The organism is Desulfitibacter sp. BRH_c19 (assembly GCA_001515945.1).
Classification (GTDB): Bacteria; Bacillota; DSM-16504; order Desulfitibacterales; family Desulfitibacteraceae; genus Desulfitibacter.
On the sequence record LOER01000032.1, the window covers coordinates 58,310 to 76,570 of the forward strand.

Annotated in this window: 16 protein-coding genes and 1 tRNA gene; all 17 read right to left on the reverse strand. The window is 36.1% G+C overall.

The genetic code is table 11. The features are described from left to right. Positions 1–444 precede the first annotated feature (444 nt). Positions 445–521, reverse strand: a tRNA-Pro gene (locus APF76_07385). A gap of 101 nt (positions 522–622) precedes the next feature. Then, complete coding sequence (locus tag APF76_07390) at positions 623–1,867, reverse strand: aspartate kinase (protein KUO50472.1); 1,245 nt, start codon at positions 1,865–1,867, stop codon at positions 623–625. 226 nt (positions 1,868–2,093) lie between these two features. Then, positions 2,094–3,395 carry a homoserine dehydrogenase gene (locus tag APF76_07395; protein ID KUO50473.1) on the reverse strand — a complete coding sequence of 434 codons (1,302 nt, stop codon included), beginning with the start codon at positions 3,393–3,395 and terminating at the stop codon, positions 2,094–2,096. Positions 3,396–3,402: 7 nt separating this feature from the next. Further along, positions 3,403–3,858, reverse strand: coding sequence for an ACT domain-containing protein (locus tag APF76_07400; GenBank protein KUO50654.1), 456 nt, complete (start codon positions 3,856–3,858; stop codon positions 3,403–3,405). Between the two features lie 223 nt (positions 3,859–4,081). Further along, positions 4,082–5,362 (reverse strand): O-acetylhomoserine aminocarboxypropyltransferase, encoded by a 1,281-nt coding sequence (locus APF76_07405; protein ID KUO50474.1) that lies wholly within the window; start codon positions 5,360–5,362, stop codon positions 4,082–4,084. Between the two features lie 235 nt (positions 5,363–5,597). Continuing rightward, positions 5,598–7,541 (reverse strand): C4-dicarboxylate ABC transporter, encoded by a 1,944-nt coding sequence (locus APF76_07410; protein ID KUO50655.1) that lies wholly within the window; start codon positions 7,539–7,541, stop codon positions 5,598–5,600. A 44-nt stretch (positions 7,542–7,585) separates the two neighbouring features. Beyond that, on the reverse strand, positions 7,586–8,104 hold the full coding sequence (locus APF76_07415) for a hypothetical protein (GenBank protein KUO50475.1): 519 nt from the start codon (positions 8,102–8,104) through the stop codon (positions 7,586–7,588). Positions 8,105–8,224: 120 nt separating this feature from the next. Then, positions 8,225–9,253, reverse strand: coding sequence for a hypothetical protein (locus APF76_07420; GenBank protein KUO50476.1), 1,029 nt, complete (start codon positions 9,251–9,253; stop codon positions 8,225–8,227). A gap of 294 nt (positions 9,254–9,547) precedes the next feature. Next, entirely contained in the window at positions 9,548–11,026 is a 1,479-nt protein-coding gene (locus APF76_07425) for a stage IV sporulation protein A (GenBank protein KUO50477.1), read from the reverse strand. A 201-nt stretch (positions 11,027–11,227) separates the two neighbouring features. Next, positions 11,228–12,256, reverse strand: coding sequence for a glycerol-3-phosphate dehydrogenase (gene gpsA / locus APF76_07430; protein ID KUO50478.1), 1,029 nt, complete (start codon positions 12,254–12,256; stop codon positions 11,228–11,230). A 16-nt stretch (positions 12,257–12,272) separates the two neighbouring features. Beyond that, positions 12,273–13,592, reverse strand: a complete 1,320-nt coding sequence (locus tag APF76_07435) for a ribosome-associated GTPase EngA (protein KUO50479.1) — start codon at positions 13,590–13,592, stop codon at positions 12,273–12,275. Continuing rightward, positions 13,561–14,919 carry a hypothetical protein gene (locus APF76_07440; GenBank protein ID KUO50480.1) on the reverse strand — a complete coding sequence of 453 codons (1,359 nt, stop codon included), beginning with the start codon at positions 14,917–14,919 and terminating at the stop codon, positions 13,561–13,563. The genes APF76_07435 and APF76_07440 overlap by 32 nt, the downstream gene beginning before the upstream one ends. A gap of 35 nt (positions 14,920–14,954) precedes the next feature. Beyond that, complete coding sequence (locus APF76_07445; protein ID KUO50481.1) at positions 14,955–15,386, reverse strand: hypothetical protein; 432 nt, start codon at positions 15,384–15,386, stop codon at positions 14,955–14,957. Between the two features lie 19 nt (positions 15,387–15,405). Further along, a complete protein-coding gene (locus APF76_07450; GenBank protein KUO50482.1) occupies positions 15,406–15,867 on the reverse strand; it encodes a hypothetical protein in 462 nt (153 codons plus the stop codon). Positions 15,868–15,888: 21 nt separating this feature from the next. Next, positions 15,889–16,074, reverse strand: coding sequence for a hypothetical protein (locus APF76_07455; GenBank protein KUO50483.1), 186 nt, complete (start codon positions 16,072–16,074; stop codon positions 15,889–15,891). Between the two features lie 85 nt (positions 16,075–16,159). Next, complete coding sequence (locus APF76_07460; GenBank protein ID KUO50484.1) at positions 16,160–17,050, reverse strand: hypothetical protein; 891 nt, start codon at positions 17,048–17,050, stop codon at positions 16,160–16,162. Positions 17,051–17,074: 24 nt separating this feature from the next. Beyond that, entirely contained in the window at positions 17,075–18,226 is a 1,152-nt protein-coding gene (locus tag APF76_07465) for a hypothetical protein (GenBank protein KUO50485.1), read from the reverse strand. Between the last annotated feature and the right edge of the window lie 35 nt (positions 18,227–18,261).

An 18,261-nucleotide genomic window follows, 5' to 3' on the forward strand; every position in this document is an offset into this window, starting at 1 on the left:
CAAAGTAATTCCGAATGATTTTTTATTTAATACATTAAAGATAAAGCAGCTGATTATTCAACTGCCTTTATCAATATAATTAAAACCTATGATCTAAGTATTGCAGCTAATGGCCTTTATTTACTAAAAAGAAAGAAATTTAGATAAAATCATCTCTCTCGTACACACACAAAACCAAAACCCTGGTCCATTGCAGACACTTACTCTCATGTTTCGGCGCAGTTAGCATCAGACGAAATAGCTAAGTAGATGGGGTTATTTACAACAAAAAAAGTCCCCATACAAGATGAGGACAAACTGAATAATATTCTCTATCACATTACCGTCAAAGGAATACCCTCTAGTGGCGGTAATGCTATTTTTAATTCAAATTACTGTCAAAATTACTGTCAATATTCAATATTTAAGGATGTGTTAAAAAACCCCGAAAACCGTTGATATTAATGGTCGGAGCGACCGGATTTGAACCGACGACCTCTACCACCCCAAGGTAGCGCTCTACCAAGCTGAGCCACGCCCCGACAGGCTACAGAGTATATTCTACAACCTGAAGCATATAAAGTCAAGAAGTTAATTTACCAGCAGTTTACAGTCAATGGGAAATCTCAGACTATAAGGATGTTTAACCAGCTACATTTGCGACATCTTCATTTTGTAGGTTGAATTTGTCAACTAGAGTTTTAACAGCCTTAATGCAATCCTTAGCGTCAATTATGACAGAAACCTTAATTTCAGAGGTACTAATCATTTCTAAGTTAATATTGGCTTCTGCCAAGGCTTCAAACATATCAGCTGCTACACCTGGGTGGGTAATCATTCCAGCTCCTACAATGCTGACCTTTGCAATGTTCTCTGTACAACCCATACCCCTGGCATTCATTTTTTTAGCAATCTTTTCCAAAATATCTTTAGTCTTTTCCATATCCTCTTTCTCTATAGTAAATGCTATATCATTAACACCATTCACTTTAGCACTTTGCACAATCATATCAACGTTTATAGATTGCTCAGCAAGTGTCTTAAATATTCTACAGGCCATTCCAGGGATATCAGGAACGCCAAATACTGCCATCTTTACTGCGTTTAAATCATGGGCTACACCACTAACAACAATTTCTTTTTCCATTTCCATATTGCTGACCTCCTGAACGATGGTTCCTTTAGAATTATTAAAGCTTGATCTTACATGAAGCTTAACATTATAAATTTTAGCAAACTCTACAGCTCTTGGTTCTAAGACCTTTGCGCCAAGACTAGCCAATTCTAACATTTCATCAAAGGATACGTAGTCTAATTTTTTAATGTTAGAAACGATCCTAGGATCTGCAGCATAGACTCCATCAACATCAGTATATATTTCACACATTTCTGCTTCTAAAGCTGCAGCAATAGCAGCAGCAGTTGTATCAGAGCCACCTCTGCCGAGGGTGGTTATATCATCATTTATAGTTGCTCCTTGGAAACCAGCTACTATAACTATTCTACCTTGATCTAACTCTTGATGTAGCCTATCAGAACTAATATCAAGAATTCTTGCCTTACAGTGGATATTATCTGTTGTAATTCCAGCTTGTGGACCTGTTAATGAAATTACAGGTTCACCCATTGCTTGAATAGCCATTGCTAAAAGAGCTATTGAAACTTGTTCACCAGTAGCTAAAAGCATATCCATTTCCCTTTTGGATGGAGAATCTGATACTTGTTTTGCCAGAGAAATTAAATGATCTGTATTATCACCCATTGCTGAAACTACGGTAACAACCTTATGACCCATTCTCTTCGTCTCGACAACTCTTTTTGCTACTCTCTTTATTCTTTCAGCATCAGCTACTGAGCTACCTCCGAATTTTTGAACCATAATGCTCATAGCTGTACTACCCCTCTCTCCTTAATAATTTCTACTCCATTAATTTCCGTATTTAGATTTTTTATTGTACATTCAACTCCTGATTTTTTGAAAGAATCTTTGATTGCTTGGGCTATTATTACTGACGCACTACTTTCTAAATCCCTTGGTAGTGTTATACTATTAGCAATTTTATTTTTAAACCCTTTGGCTTATAATTGCTGATATATAAGCCTTGCCAATGCATTTACTTGTTTCCCCCTTCAACACGAATAACATTTGAGATAGTATCAACTATAGACATACCACCAATTATTTGTAGTGCATCCCTGACACTATTTTCGGTTACCACATGAGTGATTAATACAATCTCTGCTTTACCATTGTTACCCATACTTTTTTGCAATACTGAAGCTATACTAACATCATGGTTTCCAAAAACACTAGCAATGCTTGCTAGGACACCAGGTTTGTCTGCAACCTTAAGCCTAAGATAATATTCACTTCTTAGTTTACCTATTTCAATTATAGGTTTATCTTCAAAGCATGTACAGGAAATTCTGCCGGTTACACCATATGCAATGTCCCTAGCTGCAGCTACAATATCTCCAACTATAGCACTTGCAGTTGGCAGTTCACCGGCTCCCTGACCAAAAAACATTGCCTCACCAATTGCGTCACCTTTAACAAAAATGGCATTATATGCATCATTTACAGTAGCTAATGGATGATTTTTTGGTATAAATGCTGGATGAACTCTAACTTCAACGTAACCATTTATGCTTTTAGCAATTCCTAAAAGCTTTATAACATAACCTAAATCCTTGGCATACTGAATATCTTCTACCGTAATATTAGTAATGCCCTCCACAAAGACATCTGAAAAAGTAACTCTTGTACAAAAGGCAACAGATGCAAGAATTGCTATCTTTCTTGCTGCATCAAAGCCTTCAATATCTGAACTAGGATCTTCCTCTGCATATCCTAGTTCTTGAGCTTCCTTAAGTACTTCATTAAAGTCTGAACCTTCTAATGTCATTTTTGTAAGTATATAATTTGTTGTGCCATTAATAATTCCCATAACCTGCTCTAGTCTATTTCCAGCTAAGCACTCTTTTAAAGGTCTTATTATTGGTATTCCGCCGGCAACGCTTGCTTCAAAAAACAGATCATTGTGTTTATTTTCAGCAGCGGCAAATAATTCTTTTCCATGAATAGCAAGTAAATCCTTGTTTGCTGTTACAACATGTTTACCATTTTCTAACGCCTTGATAATGTAATCTTTTGTAGGTTGAATTCCACCCATAACCTCAACTATGATATTGATTTCAGGATCAGCTAATAAGTCTTCAGGATTATCAGTTAAGATTTCAGTAGGTACTGATAAATTTCTTTGTTTATCTTTATTTCTTACAAGAATTTTAGCCAACTCAACAGGTTTTCCAACCTTTTTAGTTATACTATCCTGATTGTTTTGTAAAACCTTTGCAACACCAGTTCCAACAGTTCCTAGTCCTAGTAGTCCAACTTTAATAGTATCCATATACATTGCCTCCTTAAGACTGCCCAACCAGCTCTACCTTAACCACTCCAGCTAGGTCACTAAGATTTTTAAGTAATTTATCTAGTGAAATAGCCATTTGAGCTATTTCAACTGATATGGTTACATGTCCTACACCCTGTAAAGGTATGTTTTGGTTAATAGTTAATATGTTTGCATTTGCCCTGGCAACGGTATTTAATACTTGTGATAAAATACCAGCTTTATGGTCTAAAAGCATTGATAAGCTAACTATTGTGCCTTTAAGTGGATCCTGAAGTGGAAAAACACCATCTCTATACTTATAAAAAGCACTTCTACTTAAGCCAACTTTATCTACAGCTTGATTGACAGTATCTACTTTACCCTTACTAATTATCTCCTTAGCCTCAGCAGTTTTTAAAATAGCTTCAGGTAATATATCAGCCCTGACAAGATAAAACTTTTGTTCACTATTATCTTTCTTAGACATCATATTAAAATACCCCCTTGATGTCCATGTGATAAATACATATATCCATTCATGATAGACATTATAACACCCCCATTTAGGGGGTGCAAGTTAAAATTATTCTTTTTAAAGATTATTTTAACACCTAGTCCTATATCTCAATAGCTATTGGCCTTATTAGCAATGGAAACAGTATAACTAGGATAAGTATATCAAAAGTGATAGTAGCTGTAAAGTTAGGACACTATTTTTGACTATCTGCTAATGCATTATCAAGATCATTTCTTATATCTTCTATATCTTCTATTCCTATGGATAACCTAATTAAATCATCACTTACACCACTAGCTAATCGTTGTTCAGGTGTTAATTGCTGATGTGTTGTACTAGCAGGATGGATAACAAGTGATTTAGCATCCCCTATATTAGCAAGCAATGAAAACAGCTTTAAACTATCAATGAATTTCTTACCTTCCTTAAGGCCACCTTTTATACCAAATGTCATAAGTGCACCACAACCCTTTGGAAGATACTTTTGAGCATGGTCATAATTTGGATGAGCCTCTAGACCAGGATAGTTTACCCAACTTACACTAGGATGTGTGCTCAAATGCCTCGCTATTGCAAGGGCATTTTCGCTATGTCTTTCCATTCTAAGATGAAGGGTCTCGATTCCTTGTAATAGTAGAAAAGAGTTAAATGGACTGAGACTGCAGCCAATATCTCTCAATAACTGAACTCGTGCTTTAACTATATAGGCTGCGGGTCCACATACTTCAGTATAGCTAACTCCATGGTAACTTGGATCAGGATCTACTAGTCCAGGAAATTTATCTTTAGTCCATTGAAATTTACCAGAATCTACGATTACCCCTGCAATTGAGGTTCCATGACCTCCTAAGAATTTAGTTGCGGAATGAACAATTATATGTGCTCCATGCTCAAATGGGCGGCATAAATATGGAGTAGCAAAGGTATTATCAACTATCAACGGTATATTATGTTCTTCTGCCAGTTTTGATAAAGCTTCAATATCAGGGATGTCCATTTTTGGGTTTCCAATTGATTCTATATACAAGCACTTAGTTTGTGGAGTTATGGCACTAGCCATTTCAGTAACATCAGGCTTCACCATTGTTACATTTATACCGATTTTTTTTAATGTAACAGCAAATAGATTAAAGGTTCCTCCATAAAGGCTTGAAGATGATACCAGATGATCCCCAGCTTCACATATGTTTAAGATTGCAAGAGTAATGGCAGCTTGTCCTGAAGATACTGCTAAAGCTCCCACTCCACCTTCTAGAGAAGCTACTCTTTTTTCGAGAACATCAGTAGTAGGGTTCATTATTCTTGTATAGATGTTTCCTGGCTCTTCTAAAGAGAATAGTCGTGCAGCATGATCACTATCCTCAAATAAGTAACTTGTGGTTTGATAAATTGGAACAGCCCTAGATAAAGTGTCTTTATCTGGAACATGTCCTTCATGAAGTGCTCTGGTGTTAAAGTTAAATTTGTTGTTCATAATTACTCTCTCCTTTTAATATAAAATAAGCCCCTTCGATAAGAAGAGGCTTTTAACGGCATTTCGACTCTCTTATCTATCAGCCAATAAAAAACTGGGGCTGCAGGATTTAGCACCTTCCCTAAGGGGGGTTGCCGGGTTTCATAGGGCCAGTCCCTCCACCACTCTAAATAAGATTCTTTATTAAATTATTTAAAACTATACAACTAATTAAATTATTTGTCAAGTTAAGTTTCTATACCGAGATACTAGGCTTTTGAGTTTTATTACGCTGCTTTTGTAAAAACCAGATAGTAGCAACTAGTATAAATCCAACTATATCAGTAAGCAATTCTGGATTAACTAAAGTCACACCACCGACAAAGAGAATTATCCTTTCATACCATAGATCTTTAGCCATGAAATATCCAGTAGTTGATCCGCCAATTGCAGTCATACCGATTATTGCAGTAACTACAGCTTTAACAACTAAAAAGACAAAAAGAAAAGTGGTTACACCTTCTGGCCTTACTAAAACTAAAACTGGAGATAAGACAAACATATATGGTACTAAATAGGCGGCAAATCCAAGTTTAAATGCTTCAACACCAGTTTTCAATGGATCAGAACCAGCAATACCTGAGCCTGCAAAAGCAGCTAAGGCTACCGGTGGGGTTATGTCAGCCACAATACCAAAATAGAATACAAATAAATGTGCAGCTATAGGTTCTACCCCTAACATTACTAGTGCTGGTGCAGAAACAGTAGCTTGTATAATATAATTTGCAGTAGTTGGTACTCCCATACCCAGTAGGATAGAACAAAGCATTGTAAAGACCATGGTTAGAATAAGGCTGCCCCCTGCTAAACTCACGATACCACCAGCTAGCTTTAAACCTAAACCAGATAAGGTAATTATGCCAACAATAATACCTGCGGTGGCACATGCTGCAACTACCGGTAATGCAGATCTTGCACCTTCTTCTAGAGCTGTAATAATCTTCCGGATGGTCATCCGTGTTTCTTTAAGAATCATTGATGCTACTACACAACTTACAATACCCCAAAAAGCAGCCATGGTAGGCGTAAAACCTTTTACTAGTAAATAAATAATTGCTGCAATAGGTAAAGCTAAAAACCACTTCCTTAATAACTGTTTAACATCAGGCATCCTCTCCTTCGGCATACCTGTTAATCCAGTTTTAACAGCCTCAAAATGCACAGTCGTAAAGACTCCAGTAAAGTACAATAAAGCAGGTATCGCCGCAGCTGCAACAATGCTGGTATACGGAACATTTAAAAATTCAATCATTATAAAGGCTGCTGCACCCATAATAGGAGGCATTAGCTGTCCACCAGTTGATGCAGTAGCTTCGACTGCTCCAGCAAATTCTTTTCTGTAACCAATACTTTTCATTAAAGGAATAGTAACAGAACCTGTACCTACTGTGTTTGCAACAGAGCTTCCAGAAATAGTACCCTGAACAGCACTAGCTATAACAGCAGCCTTTGCAGGACCACCTGTAGCGCGTCCAGTAAGTCCAATAGCAACATTAGTCATCCAGTCTCCAATACCTGTCTTCTTTAAAAATGTTGCAAATAACATAAATAGAAAGATAAATGTTGAAGATACGTAAATCGGAATACCTAAGATACCTTCAGAACCTAGCCACTGGAACACCGCTATTCTTTTAATTGATAATCCCTGGTGTTGCATAAATCCTGGGAAGTAATCTCCAAAATACGCGTAACCTAAGAAAAAGATGGCTAAAGATATAAGAACAGGACCTGCTAGCCTTCTAGTAGCTTCAATAATTAAGACAATGGCGACAAGACCAATCCACATGTCAAAATCAGTATATAAACCTGCCCGCCAAATGAGTTCCTTATAGAATACAACATGGTAAGCGGATACTACAAAACTCGCTAATGCCAAAATATAATCATACCATGGTATCGTATTACTCTTAGAACCTCTCTTTGCCGGATAAATGAGGTAAATCAATACTAATGCTGCTCCCACATGAGGAGCTCGCTGTAATGTTCCAGGAAGGGTTCCAAAATAAGCTGTATATAGGTGAAACAGCGACCAGCCAACTGCTAAAAGAAAGCAAAACCAGGCAATTGGACCCTGTAGTCTACGAAAGGCAAACTCTCGGTCGTATTTGGCCAATACATCCGTAGTTTGTTCCTCATCCAAACTGGTCTCGAACTGTTTGGATTCGTCATTTTCTTTAGAAAGGGTTATCTCTTTGTCAGCCATATTTCGACCTCCTTGACTAAATACTCTATGAACATCTTATTTGCTATTCCTACATGAACAAATCCACCCGGTTTAAATGCTTTCTTTAGAGATGTTGTTTTTCCGTTATATATTAATTTATGGTCTGCTATAACTGCACCAATGGTGACGGGAACTCTTTCAAAAACCCTATCATAACCAGTAACAATGAATTTCCCATCTTTAATAGTCCAGACCTGATTATACTCTGGATGTGCCGGTAGATTAGGTCCATTATCATCAAATATCATTTTTTCCATTGAAATAATACCAGGAGCTTGAAGCTTATAACTCTCGATTACAGGCTGTAAAGTAACAGAATGTGTCCAGTAGATATCAAATTCATCATCTAACTTAGCCTTTTGTTGGTAAACAAGCTCTTCTGAACCATTAACTCTAACCTCTAAATAATAATGGCTACTAAACAATAAAATACCAAGAATTATCAAAATAAAACATATTATTACTAATATTTTCTTCATAATAGGTAAGGTCGAGTGCTTTTTTAGGCACCCGACCTGCACCTCCTAATTCAATTAGATAAATATTATAATGTATCAAGTTAGTACTTTGTTGGTTTAAATAGTAATACTAGTTATATGTTACCTAATCTCTTCTGGTACATCAATACCTTGCTCTAGGTAGTATTTTAAAGCACCTGGATGAAGTGGAGTGCTAATACCATCTAATGCTTTATCTAAGCTAATGTATCTTCCAGCTGCGTGAGCATCAGCAATCTCAGAAGCATGCTCATAGAATACCTTAGTAATTTCATATACCATATCTTCTGACATGTCAGGTGTTACATATAATGCAGCCTGACAGTTGATTGTTTTAACATCTTCTTCATTCCCATAGGTTCCGGCTGGAATGATAAACTGGGAAAAGAATGGCATTTCAGCTTTAATCTTTGCAAACATTTCATCATCAATTTCAATTACGTTAATATCACGTGAAGTCATGATATCCTGAATAGCAGCGGCTGGAACTCCGAGAACACCAAAGTTAGCATCTAAATGACCATCCTTCATTTTGCTAGCGGCATCTCCAAATCCAGCATAGTCTGCAGTCATGTCATCAAATTCCAAACCAGCAATTCTAAATACTCCTTCACTTAATACCATCGTACCACTACCAACTGGGCCAACAGCAACTCTCTTGCCGCCTAAGTCCTCAATGGAGTCTATTCCACTATCTGCTAAAGCTACCCCTTGGTATACCTCTGGATAAATAACACCAATAGCCCTGAAGTTTTGCTGTGGACCATCTTCTGCCCAAGTGCCTTTTCCATTCCATGCATCATCAGCAATATTATTCATTGCCATTCCTAATTCAATTTCACCAGCATTTACTCTGTTGACACTTTCAACAGATGCACCACCTGGCTGAGATGTTACTTGAAGACCATCAATATAATTTGTCCATACATTGGCCATAGCTCCACCTAGCGGATAGTATGTACCACCAGTAGAGCCAGTGATAATACTAATGTTAAGCGTTTCAACTACTGGTGGCTCTTCAACTGGATCATTTCCTTCATTGTTTGGTTCTTGTTCTTGGCCACCACACCCTGCTAACGCAAAACTTAACACCAAAGCAAAAACTAACATTAAAATAATTTTCTTTTTCAAACTGTAAACCTCCTCATTTTTTAAATGTTATGCAGAATTCATTAAGATACTTACCTAAATCACCTCCAATTAGTCTTGAATTTTCCATAAGGAAATATAAAATAATGACTTTCCTGGATATTCTGGTGATATATCTGCATATCAGTATATTAGCTTGGTTATAAATAGTTCTAGGATTTTTAATTCTCTATTTAGGACAAATATCCTTCTTTTAATTGTACGTATGGAAATAATTAATAGTTATTTTTTATATAAATATGTTTTTAAAAAAAATAAAAGTCGGTGATTAACCGACTATATAATAATGCAAATGAGCCCCCCGCTACCGTCATTTACTATTCTTTCTAATGTTTCCTGAAGTTTCTCTTGTGCATTTTCTGGCATTCTGTATAGTTTTCCTTGAATTCCTTCTCGAGTTAGGTCATAGAGAGATTTACCAAAGATATTTGTGTCCCAAATTTTTTGTGGATTTTCCTCAAATTCTTCCACTATATATTGAATAAGCTCTTCACACTGTTTTTCTGTGCCAATAAGAGGTGTGATTTCAGTAGTAATATTAGCCCGTATTAAATGATAAGATGGTGCGGTTGCCTTTAATTTTACTCCAAAACCTCTTCCCTGTTTTATTAACTCTGGTTCTTCTAGTATCATTTCAGCAAGGGTAGGAGTAACTGTGCCATAACCTGTGTTTCTAACTTCATTTAGGCCGGTTGCAATTTTATCATAATCCTTTTTAACTATGGATAACTCCTTCATCAGTTTCATTAATTCCTGTTCACTATGAATTGAATGTCCAGTTTCTTCTTCTAATACTTTAAAGTAGAGTTGTTTATCAGCACTTACATCAATGTATGCTGTACCTGTACCAAGGTTCATATCCTTTAGAACAACATTAGAAACATTTTCTTTAATAGAAAGAGTCTCTATGACATTATCAATATCTCTTACTTTCTTAACATTTTCAGTTGCTGTGTTTACACTTTCTTGATACGAAACTCTCAACCAGTGCTCTTCGTCCAATTCATCAATCCATAAAGGTAGATCAATACTAATTTCAACAACAGGGAACTCATAGAGAGCCTCTTCTAAAATGTTCATAATATCTTCTTCTTTTAAGTTTGAAACATCCATTGGTAATACTGGTGATCTATACTGTTCCTCAAGAGAATTTGCAAGATTGTAAGTTTCTTCAGAGTATGGGTTAGCTGAGTTTAAGATGATAATGAAAGGTTTGTTTAAACTCTGTAATTCCCATATAACTCTTTCTTCTGCTGACTCATAGTTCTCTCTTGGAATATCTGAGATGCTGCCATCAGTAAATACCACAAGTCCCATAGTTGAGTGGTCCTCGATTACTTTTTTAGTCCCAAACTCAGCTGCTTCTTGAAAAGGAATATCATCTTCAAACCATGGTGTTCTAACCATTCTAGGTCCGTCTTCATCACCGTATCCCTTTGCTCCTTCTACTGTATAACCAACACAATCTACTACCCTAACATTCATCTTCAGTCCATCTTTGATTTTTACCTCTACCGCATCTGCAGGTATAAATTTTGGTTCGGTAGTCATTATAGTTTTACCTGCACCACTTTGTGGAAGTTCATCTCTAGCACGGTCTCTATCATTAGGATTTTCAATATTAGGTATGACCATAAGTTCCATAAACTTTTTGATGAAGGTGGATTTACCTGTGCGAACAGGGCCAACTACACCCAGATAAATATCACCTCCTGTACGTTCAGCTATGTCACGAAAGATAGTCGTATTATCCACGCTTTCTTTCCCTCCTTACTATATTTTTTATGATTTCAAAGGACAGGATTATATACTCTAGCTGTTCCATCCCTCCTTCATCCAACCTTAAAGAGTATTAAACTCTTTCACCAATATATGTATATGAGATGGTTGGACGATTATTACAGAATATGCCTGCACATAGAAAAAAAGTACAGCTAAATGCCATACTTTTTTTCTTTACCAATCTTTTCGGTTTAAAACTATTTCTTCAACCTCGTGGGTCTTATTTCTCTCCATGAGGCTTGCCACTCCCAGTTTTGGGTCAAGCCCCTCAAACAAGATTTTGTATAACTCTTCAGTAATAGGGACTTCAACCTGATTTAGCTTAGCCATGTCAAAGGCAGCTTTAGTAGTTTTGATACCTTCAACAACCATTCCCATGTCCTTAAGAATTTGCTCTAAAGGCTTACCTTGCCCAAGTTGTATTCCTGCTCTTCTATTACGACTATGCATACTGGTACAGGTAACTACCAGATCACCTACTCCACTTAAACCAGCAAAAGTTAAAAGTTCACCACCCATTTTACTTCCCAATCTAGCAATTTCACTAAGACCTCTAGTGATAAGAGCAGCTTTACTATTATCTCCAAAGCCTAAACCATCAGAAATACCAGTAGCTACAGCAATAACATTCTTTAAAGAACCAGCCATTTCCACTCCTATTATGTCTGGATTAGTATATACCCTAAAATAAGGGGTCATAAAAGCATCTTGTACATATTCAGCAATTCCTTTATTTTCAGAAGCTGATACAATAGCCGTGGGGATTCTACAGCCTACCTCTTCAGCATGACTTGGCCCTGATAAGACGGCAATATTATCACTATGTAAAGGAAGTTCCTCCTTAATAACCTGTGATAATCTAGAAAGTGTTTTGATTTCTATACCTTTTGCAGTATTTACAATAACAGGATTTCCTTTAATGTAAGGTCGTATGTTGCAACAGACTTCTCTAACTGCCTGCGAAGGTACAGAAAGAACAATTAGCTCTGCCCTAGCCAAGGCTTTGTCAATATCACTAGTAAATTTTATAGTATTAGGAAGCTTTACACCCGGAAGATAAGCCTTATTTTCCCGGTCATCTTTATAAATATTGGCAATTTCATCTTCTCTACCCCATAGAGTGACATTATGTTTGCTATCGGAAAGCACTAAAGAAAGGGCTGTTCCCCAACTACCAGATCCTAGTACTGCAACATTAATCATTATAATGTATCCCCCTTTACGTTTCTTTTCTTTTGGATATATCTAGGCGAATAGGATTGCCTTCAAAACCAAAGGTTTTCCTGAGTTGGTTTTCCACATATCTTTTATAAGAGAAATGAAATAATTCAGGATCGTTAACAAAAAGTCTAAAAGATGGAGGCTTGACAGATATTTGTGTAACATATAATATCTTCAACCTATTTCCCTTGTCAGTAGGTGGCGGTGTAAATGCTACAATATCTCTTATAAAATCGTTTAAGATAGGTGTTGGTATTCGGTAATTTGCCTGTTCAGATACAAATCTTATGAGTTCAAATAACTTCATAACTCTTTGACCAGTAAGAGCGGATATGTATGCTGTAGGAGCATACTGCATGAAACCCAACTCCGCACGAATTTTTTGATCAAATTCATGCATGGTCTTAGTATCTTTTTCAATTAGATCCCATTTATTAACAACTAAGATAGAGCTTTTGCCAGCTTCATGTACATATCCAGCTACTTTTTTATCTTGCTCAGTAACACCTTCTACAGAATCAATCAGGATTAAAGCCACATCTGATCTGTCAATAGCCCTTAAAGAGCGTATAACGCTATATCTCTCTGTGGGATTGTGAATTTTACCCTTTTTTCTCATACCTGCAGTATCTATCAAAATGAATTTTTGGTCTTCATGTTCAAAATATGTATCAATAGCGTCCCTTGTGGTACCAGGAACATTGCTTACTATAACTCTATCTTCACCTAATATCTTATTAATCAATGAAGATTTTCCAACGTTTGGCTTTCCTATAACGGCTACTTTAACAATATCTTCATCAAACTCTTCCTCAGATAAATGGGGAAGTGCAGCCATAGTTTGGTCTAACAAGTCACCTATATTTTTTCCATGTTCAGCGGAAATACCAATTGGTTCCCCTAACCCTAATTTATAAAAATCATAATCTTGAAAGTTTGAGAAGTCGTCTACCTTGTTTACAACTAGAATTATTGGTTTGCCTGATTTGCGTAATAGTGTAGCAATGGTTAAATCATCAGGAGAAAGCCCTATTTTACCATCTACAACAAAAATTATTAAGTCAGCCTCATCTACAGCAGTCTCTACTTGCAATTTAACCTTCTTACTAATTGTATTTATTTCATCTTCAAATTCTAGACCACCTGTGTCTATGAGCGTGAAATGGTTGCTAAGCCATGTACCATTTCTATACATTCTGTCTCTGGTAACACCAGGCATATCATCTACTATTGCTACCCTACCACCAGTTATTCTATTAAATAAAGTTGATTTACCAACGTTTGGCCTACCAACTATGGCTATTACTGGTTTTGACATCTAATTCACCTCCTGTTATTGCATTTGCCAGAGCATATCCTGAGTTTTCAATAATCTGTACTTTCACGTCAAGAGATTGCTCCAATTGACTTACATTCATATTGTCTAAGAATATGTTGTCATCCCTTTTTAGTAAAACATCAGAAATTAGTAAAATACTATTTTCTTTGATTACTTCTTTTAAACCCTGTATAATGTCGCCTCCTGTAAGTAAGCCAGCAACTGTGATTGAATTTCCGAAAAACCTATTTTCAATTTGATGAACAGTTACTATATCTTGGTTATAAAACTCTTTAATCAGACTACTTATAATAGGAAATGCAGATTGTCCAGTAACTATTAGAAACTTTTTATTATGATCAAAAATAGTAAATTGATTTTCCTTAAAAAAATCTTTAAAATCGTTGACAAAATTTCTAACAAGGCCAACTCCATTTTCTAATTGAGGATAATTTTCATAATCTGCTTCATTTGGAATATTTATATTAGCCCGTAAGAAAAATTCATCGGCAGCAAATACAAACCGTGAATTGAATTTTTCTAGAAACAGCTTTTGCCACTTATGTATCTTATCCATCACCAAAATACTCTCTTCAATAGAAAAGTGTCTAAGATATTTATTGGCTAAATAATTATATTTAGTTAAGCCAACTGGGACTATTGCAAGAGATTTAATGGAAGGCCATAGACTAGATAAATCTTCTATACTTTTATCCAACTCTGCCCCATCATTTAAATCGGGACATAAAACAATCTGAGTGTGCATCTCAATATCACTTTTAGCAAGGTATTTTAATTTTTCAAAAATGTCTCCAGCCAATCGACTTCCCAAGATATTTTCTCTTAATTCAGGATTAGTGGTATGTACAGAAATATATAGAGGACTAAGCTTGTATTTAATTATCCTTGCAAGATCATCCCAAGAAACATTTGTTAGAGTAATGTAATTGCTATACAAAAAAGAATGTCTGTAGTCATCATCTTTTATATAAAGAGTCTTTCTCATACCCTTTGGCAAACCCTTAAGAAAGCAAAAAACACATTTATTTAGGCATTTGTTCAATCCATCAAAGCATTCTTCATTGAATGAAATCCCCAAAGGTTCATGAGGATCCCTTTCAATATCTATTTCCCAGAGCTCCCCATTTTCCTTTTCAATTTCTAATTCTATAAAATCATTTTCTGCTAGTAAATGATAATCAAGAATATCTCTTAATGGGGTTCCATTAATTTTTAGAAGTTTATCTCCCATCTTGATATCGACTTCTTCTGCAATGGAATTGGGCTCAACGTGATTGATGAAAGCTTTAAATATACTGTTATTCATTATCCCACCTCTATTCCCACGTCCCTAATTATCCGCTAACTATGAGCAGTAGTCAAGAAGCATGAGGAATAATTTTCTAGTCCTTTAAGTACAAGCTGGTTAGCAAGCCATTTAAACCTTGTATTCATAGATAAAAAAATCCCTAGCTTAATCCAGGGATTGCTGCATGTATCGGCATCAATCATTTTAATAGCCGAAGATTCCTTTCCCCTTAATTCCAAAAAATTTAAAATAATTTTCTCCATTATTTCTTTTTCCTTAGGAATTCCAATTGTGTAAACTTCATTAGCATCTTTATCAATGCCAATTAGTAAAGGTTCTTCATTTGTAGATATTTTATCAAAATACTGTAATTTATTTATCTCTTCAGCCTGATAGTGTTTTTTCAAAGAAATGTTTCCTAAATGTAAATGCGCCATAAATATAGATGTATGTCTACCAGTAGAGCAGTAATAAATGATTTTCATATCTTCCTCCAAGTAACAGTTATCTTTGGGCTATATTTTTTTTTACCTCGCCTACCATATCAACAAATTTGTTAAAAGAATTTATCGTACCCTCGAGGACTAAAGGTCTTCCCATGGATACTAGTTTAAGTTTACGTGATAGAAAACCACCTACACGCATTAAATTATTTACTCCATTTAAAGTGTCAATAAAAATCATGTCATCTATTGGTGTATTTGTTATCTTAGCAACGCCTTGTAAAGTTTTTTCCACTTTACTACCCAGGCTCCGACAACCACATATGTAAACTTCATTGCCAATCTCATCTTTACCCATCAAATTAAATTTCCCATGGTCCTTGTCTATCTGTTTATCAAAAAAAGGCAATCCCATTAACTCCTCAGATGTAGGTCTTCTGTGATTAGGTAGATAGCCTAGATGTATTGCAGCAGTTGTAACTGATGAATGGGAACCCCCATAGCAATGATAAACAATTTTCATGCTTTCACCTAATTTCGTTATTTATTGTCTATATAAAAGATAAACACCATTTTCTAAATCATGAACCATTGCTTTAAATATTCTACTCATAAGCAAAGAAAGCTTTTCCATTTCCTCTTCATCCTTTGCTATAAATATCGGAGCAGCACCACCCTTTACCAAATCTAGATTTGTTGTAACAATTGCTAGTAAAACACCTGAATCCATCCATATTCACCTTCCATCCAACTTCAGACATCCTAAAAATAAAAATATCGCTTCTTATGATAATAGTTATACTGACAGGTTTCTTTCAATCAGAAGCATATTTTCCTGCCTCTGTAGAAAGGATATTCCTTCTGGAGCTCTCTAAAACTGGTGAAGTTTCAACTGATTTAATTAATGCCTTTATATCAGGTTCATTCGGTAAAATAAAGAGTCCGATAACACCAGTATCAATATTTTTTCTAGCTAAGGGTGTCCATTCCTGTTCACCAACTTCAGATTTAGTACCTATGATAGTTGATGCAATATGTATAATTGCTTGTCTTTGACCTGGGTTGTGAAGTGTGGCCCTTGCATTATCATCATTTGGTTTAATAACTATTCCTAGACCTTCCTTTAAAATCTTTTCTTTAGATGATTTTAAACCAACGTTCATGATTACAATATCATCAATCATCAAAAGAGAATTATCAAAATATAGCTTGCCCTGTTTAACTTCTGCTATATCTTGAATCATCTGCCCCTGCATCAGCCTGCTTGCTAAAAAGATCAGAGCAAAACCTACAATTACTCCAACTATCCAGTTAGTAAAAAAAATTGCTAGACTAGTTCCAAAAGAAATTATCATTACTAGATAATTTCTTGCTTCAAAAACCCTAGCTATACCTTCTATATAGTCATTTCCCCGGAGAATAATATCTCCATCCTCTAGCTTTTGCAATGAATCTCTTTCCATATTTCTAATTTCTCTAAATTGTTGGGCAGCTAAGGCTAGAAAGGTGACGGCAGTAAACTCTTTTTCCGCCAAGGCTGGAATAGCTACTGCACCTAAAGCAGCAGCTATAAAACCTAGTGAAATATGAGTTAAATAACCATGGGGATAACCAGGATACTGCCTGTAGTCCGTTTTTAATAAAAAGATTCTTCCAGCTGTACCAAGAACCACAGAAAGTAACACCATTACACCATAATCTTCCATGGCAATCCCCCCATTCTAATTAGTTTACTCCTTATTATCATCTTTGCCATTATCTTTTAGTCGATTTCTTCTAATACCACCCATATAATTCGCCCATTCTTTAGTAACAAATTGTTTGCCTTTATTCAGAGCACCTTCCCAACTACCAGTACTTATTACAAGAAATGCTACTATTCCAATTACGGTTAAAGCTAGTATCCACCCAATTGTACTCCAATCACTTCCCTGTGTTGGTGGACCACCTGCTGAAGGAGCACCGGGTGTAACACCCATTACTGCGGGCATTATCTCGGCAAATAGTTTTGCTCCAACTTGAGCTTCTTCTTTAGTATTTGTGTGAGTTCCAACTTCTATTAAGACTGCCCTTGGGGCTAAATCTTGATTATAATTACCCTGGGCTATGAATATCTCCCTAACAATTCCTTGATGTACTTCATTTCCTGCTGCTTTAATATGCTTAGCAAACTCCAGGTTGCTCTCCATATTCTGGTTTTGTCTACCAACAACTAAACGTATTTGGGTAGCAAGTTCTCCATCAATCTCCTCCCTATAATACTCTGGGTCAGGTATTCCATCCCTATGAACATCGATTAATACAGAAGGCTCCTGTCTTAAAATGTCTACAGCAGTCCGTCTTGACCTATTATATGCCTGGGAATCGTGAGGTTCGTGGGCAGTTACATCATGGATAACAGTAAAATTCTGTCCTTCAAGAGCTTCAGCAAAAACATCACCTACATCGAATATGCCACCATCGCCAGGGATACTTTCTGCACCATCAGAAGGAACATAGGACTCTGCACTATGAGTATGATAGATGGCAATAACTATGTCATTAATATCTCCTTCCTCTTGAACAGGTATACTTGAGACCATGGATAACTGTAGAGGCTCTATGTCATGCTTTCCATCATAAGTAGCAATAGCCTTTCTACCTTCTACCTTAGTTACTCTGTAGTGTTTATTGTCAAAGGCTATTAACTCATCACCGACCTGAATAACCCTTGCCATAATAGATAGTAATTCATCCTCTTCATTATAGATTTCGTACGGCTCTTGCGCACTAGAATGAAAATCTAGTTCTTCAAATAAACTAGCCTGTACTCCAGATACACTAAAGTTAACTACTAAAAGCAGACAGCTACCTAAAAGATATATAAACAATCTATTTTTCATCTTTTTTTTCACCTCCCATATCAAGTGAGTCAACA

Coding starts and splice junctions, on each gene's coding strand:
- APF76_07450 (KUO50482.1), bottom strand. CDS start 15,867: ATGAAAATTGTTTATCATTGCTATGGGGGTTCCCATTCATCAGTTACA.
- APF76_07400 (KUO50654.1), bottom strand. CDS start 3,858: ATGTCTAAGAAAGATAATAGTGAACAAAAGTTTTATCTTGTCAGGGCT.
- APF76_07440 (KUO50480.1), bottom strand. CDS start 14,919: ATGAATAACAGTATATTTAAAGCTTTCATCAATCACGTTGAGCCCAAT.
- APF76_07465 (KUO50485.1), bottom strand. CDS start 18,226: ATGAAAAATAGATTGTTTATATATCTTTTAGGTAGCTGTCTGCTTTTA.
- APF76_07455 (KUO50483.1), bottom strand. CDS start 16,074: ATGGATTCAGGTGTTTTACTAGCAATTGTTACAACAAATCTAGATTTG.
- APF76_07405 (KUO50474.1), bottom strand. CDS start 5,362: ATGAACAACAAATTTAACTTTAACACCAGAGCACTTCATGAAGGACAT.
- APF76_07445 (KUO50481.1), bottom strand. CDS start 15,386: ATGAAAATCATTTATTACTGCTCTACTGGTAGACATACATCTATATTT.
- gpsA (KUO50478.1), bottom strand. CDS start 12,256: ATGATTAATGTTGCAGTACTAGGATCTGGTAGTTGGGGAACAGCCCTT.
- APF76_07390 (KUO50472.1), bottom strand. CDS start 1,867: ATGAGCATTATGGTTCAAAAATTCGGAGGTAGCTCAGTAGCTGATGCT.
- APF76_07415 (KUO50475.1), bottom strand. CDS start 8,104: ATGAAGAAAATATTAGTAATAATATGTTTTATTTTGATAATTCTTGGT.
- APF76_07460 (KUO50484.1), bottom strand. CDS start 17,050: ATGGAAGATTATGGTGTAATGGTGTTACTTTCTGTGGTTCTTGGTACA.
- APF76_07435 (KUO50479.1), bottom strand. CDS start 13,592: ATGTCAAAACCAGTAATAGCCATAGTTGGTAGGCCAAACGTTGGTAAA.
- APF76_07395 (KUO50473.1), bottom strand. CDS start 3,395: ATGTATATGGATACTATTAAAGTTGGACTACTAGGACTAGGAACTGTT.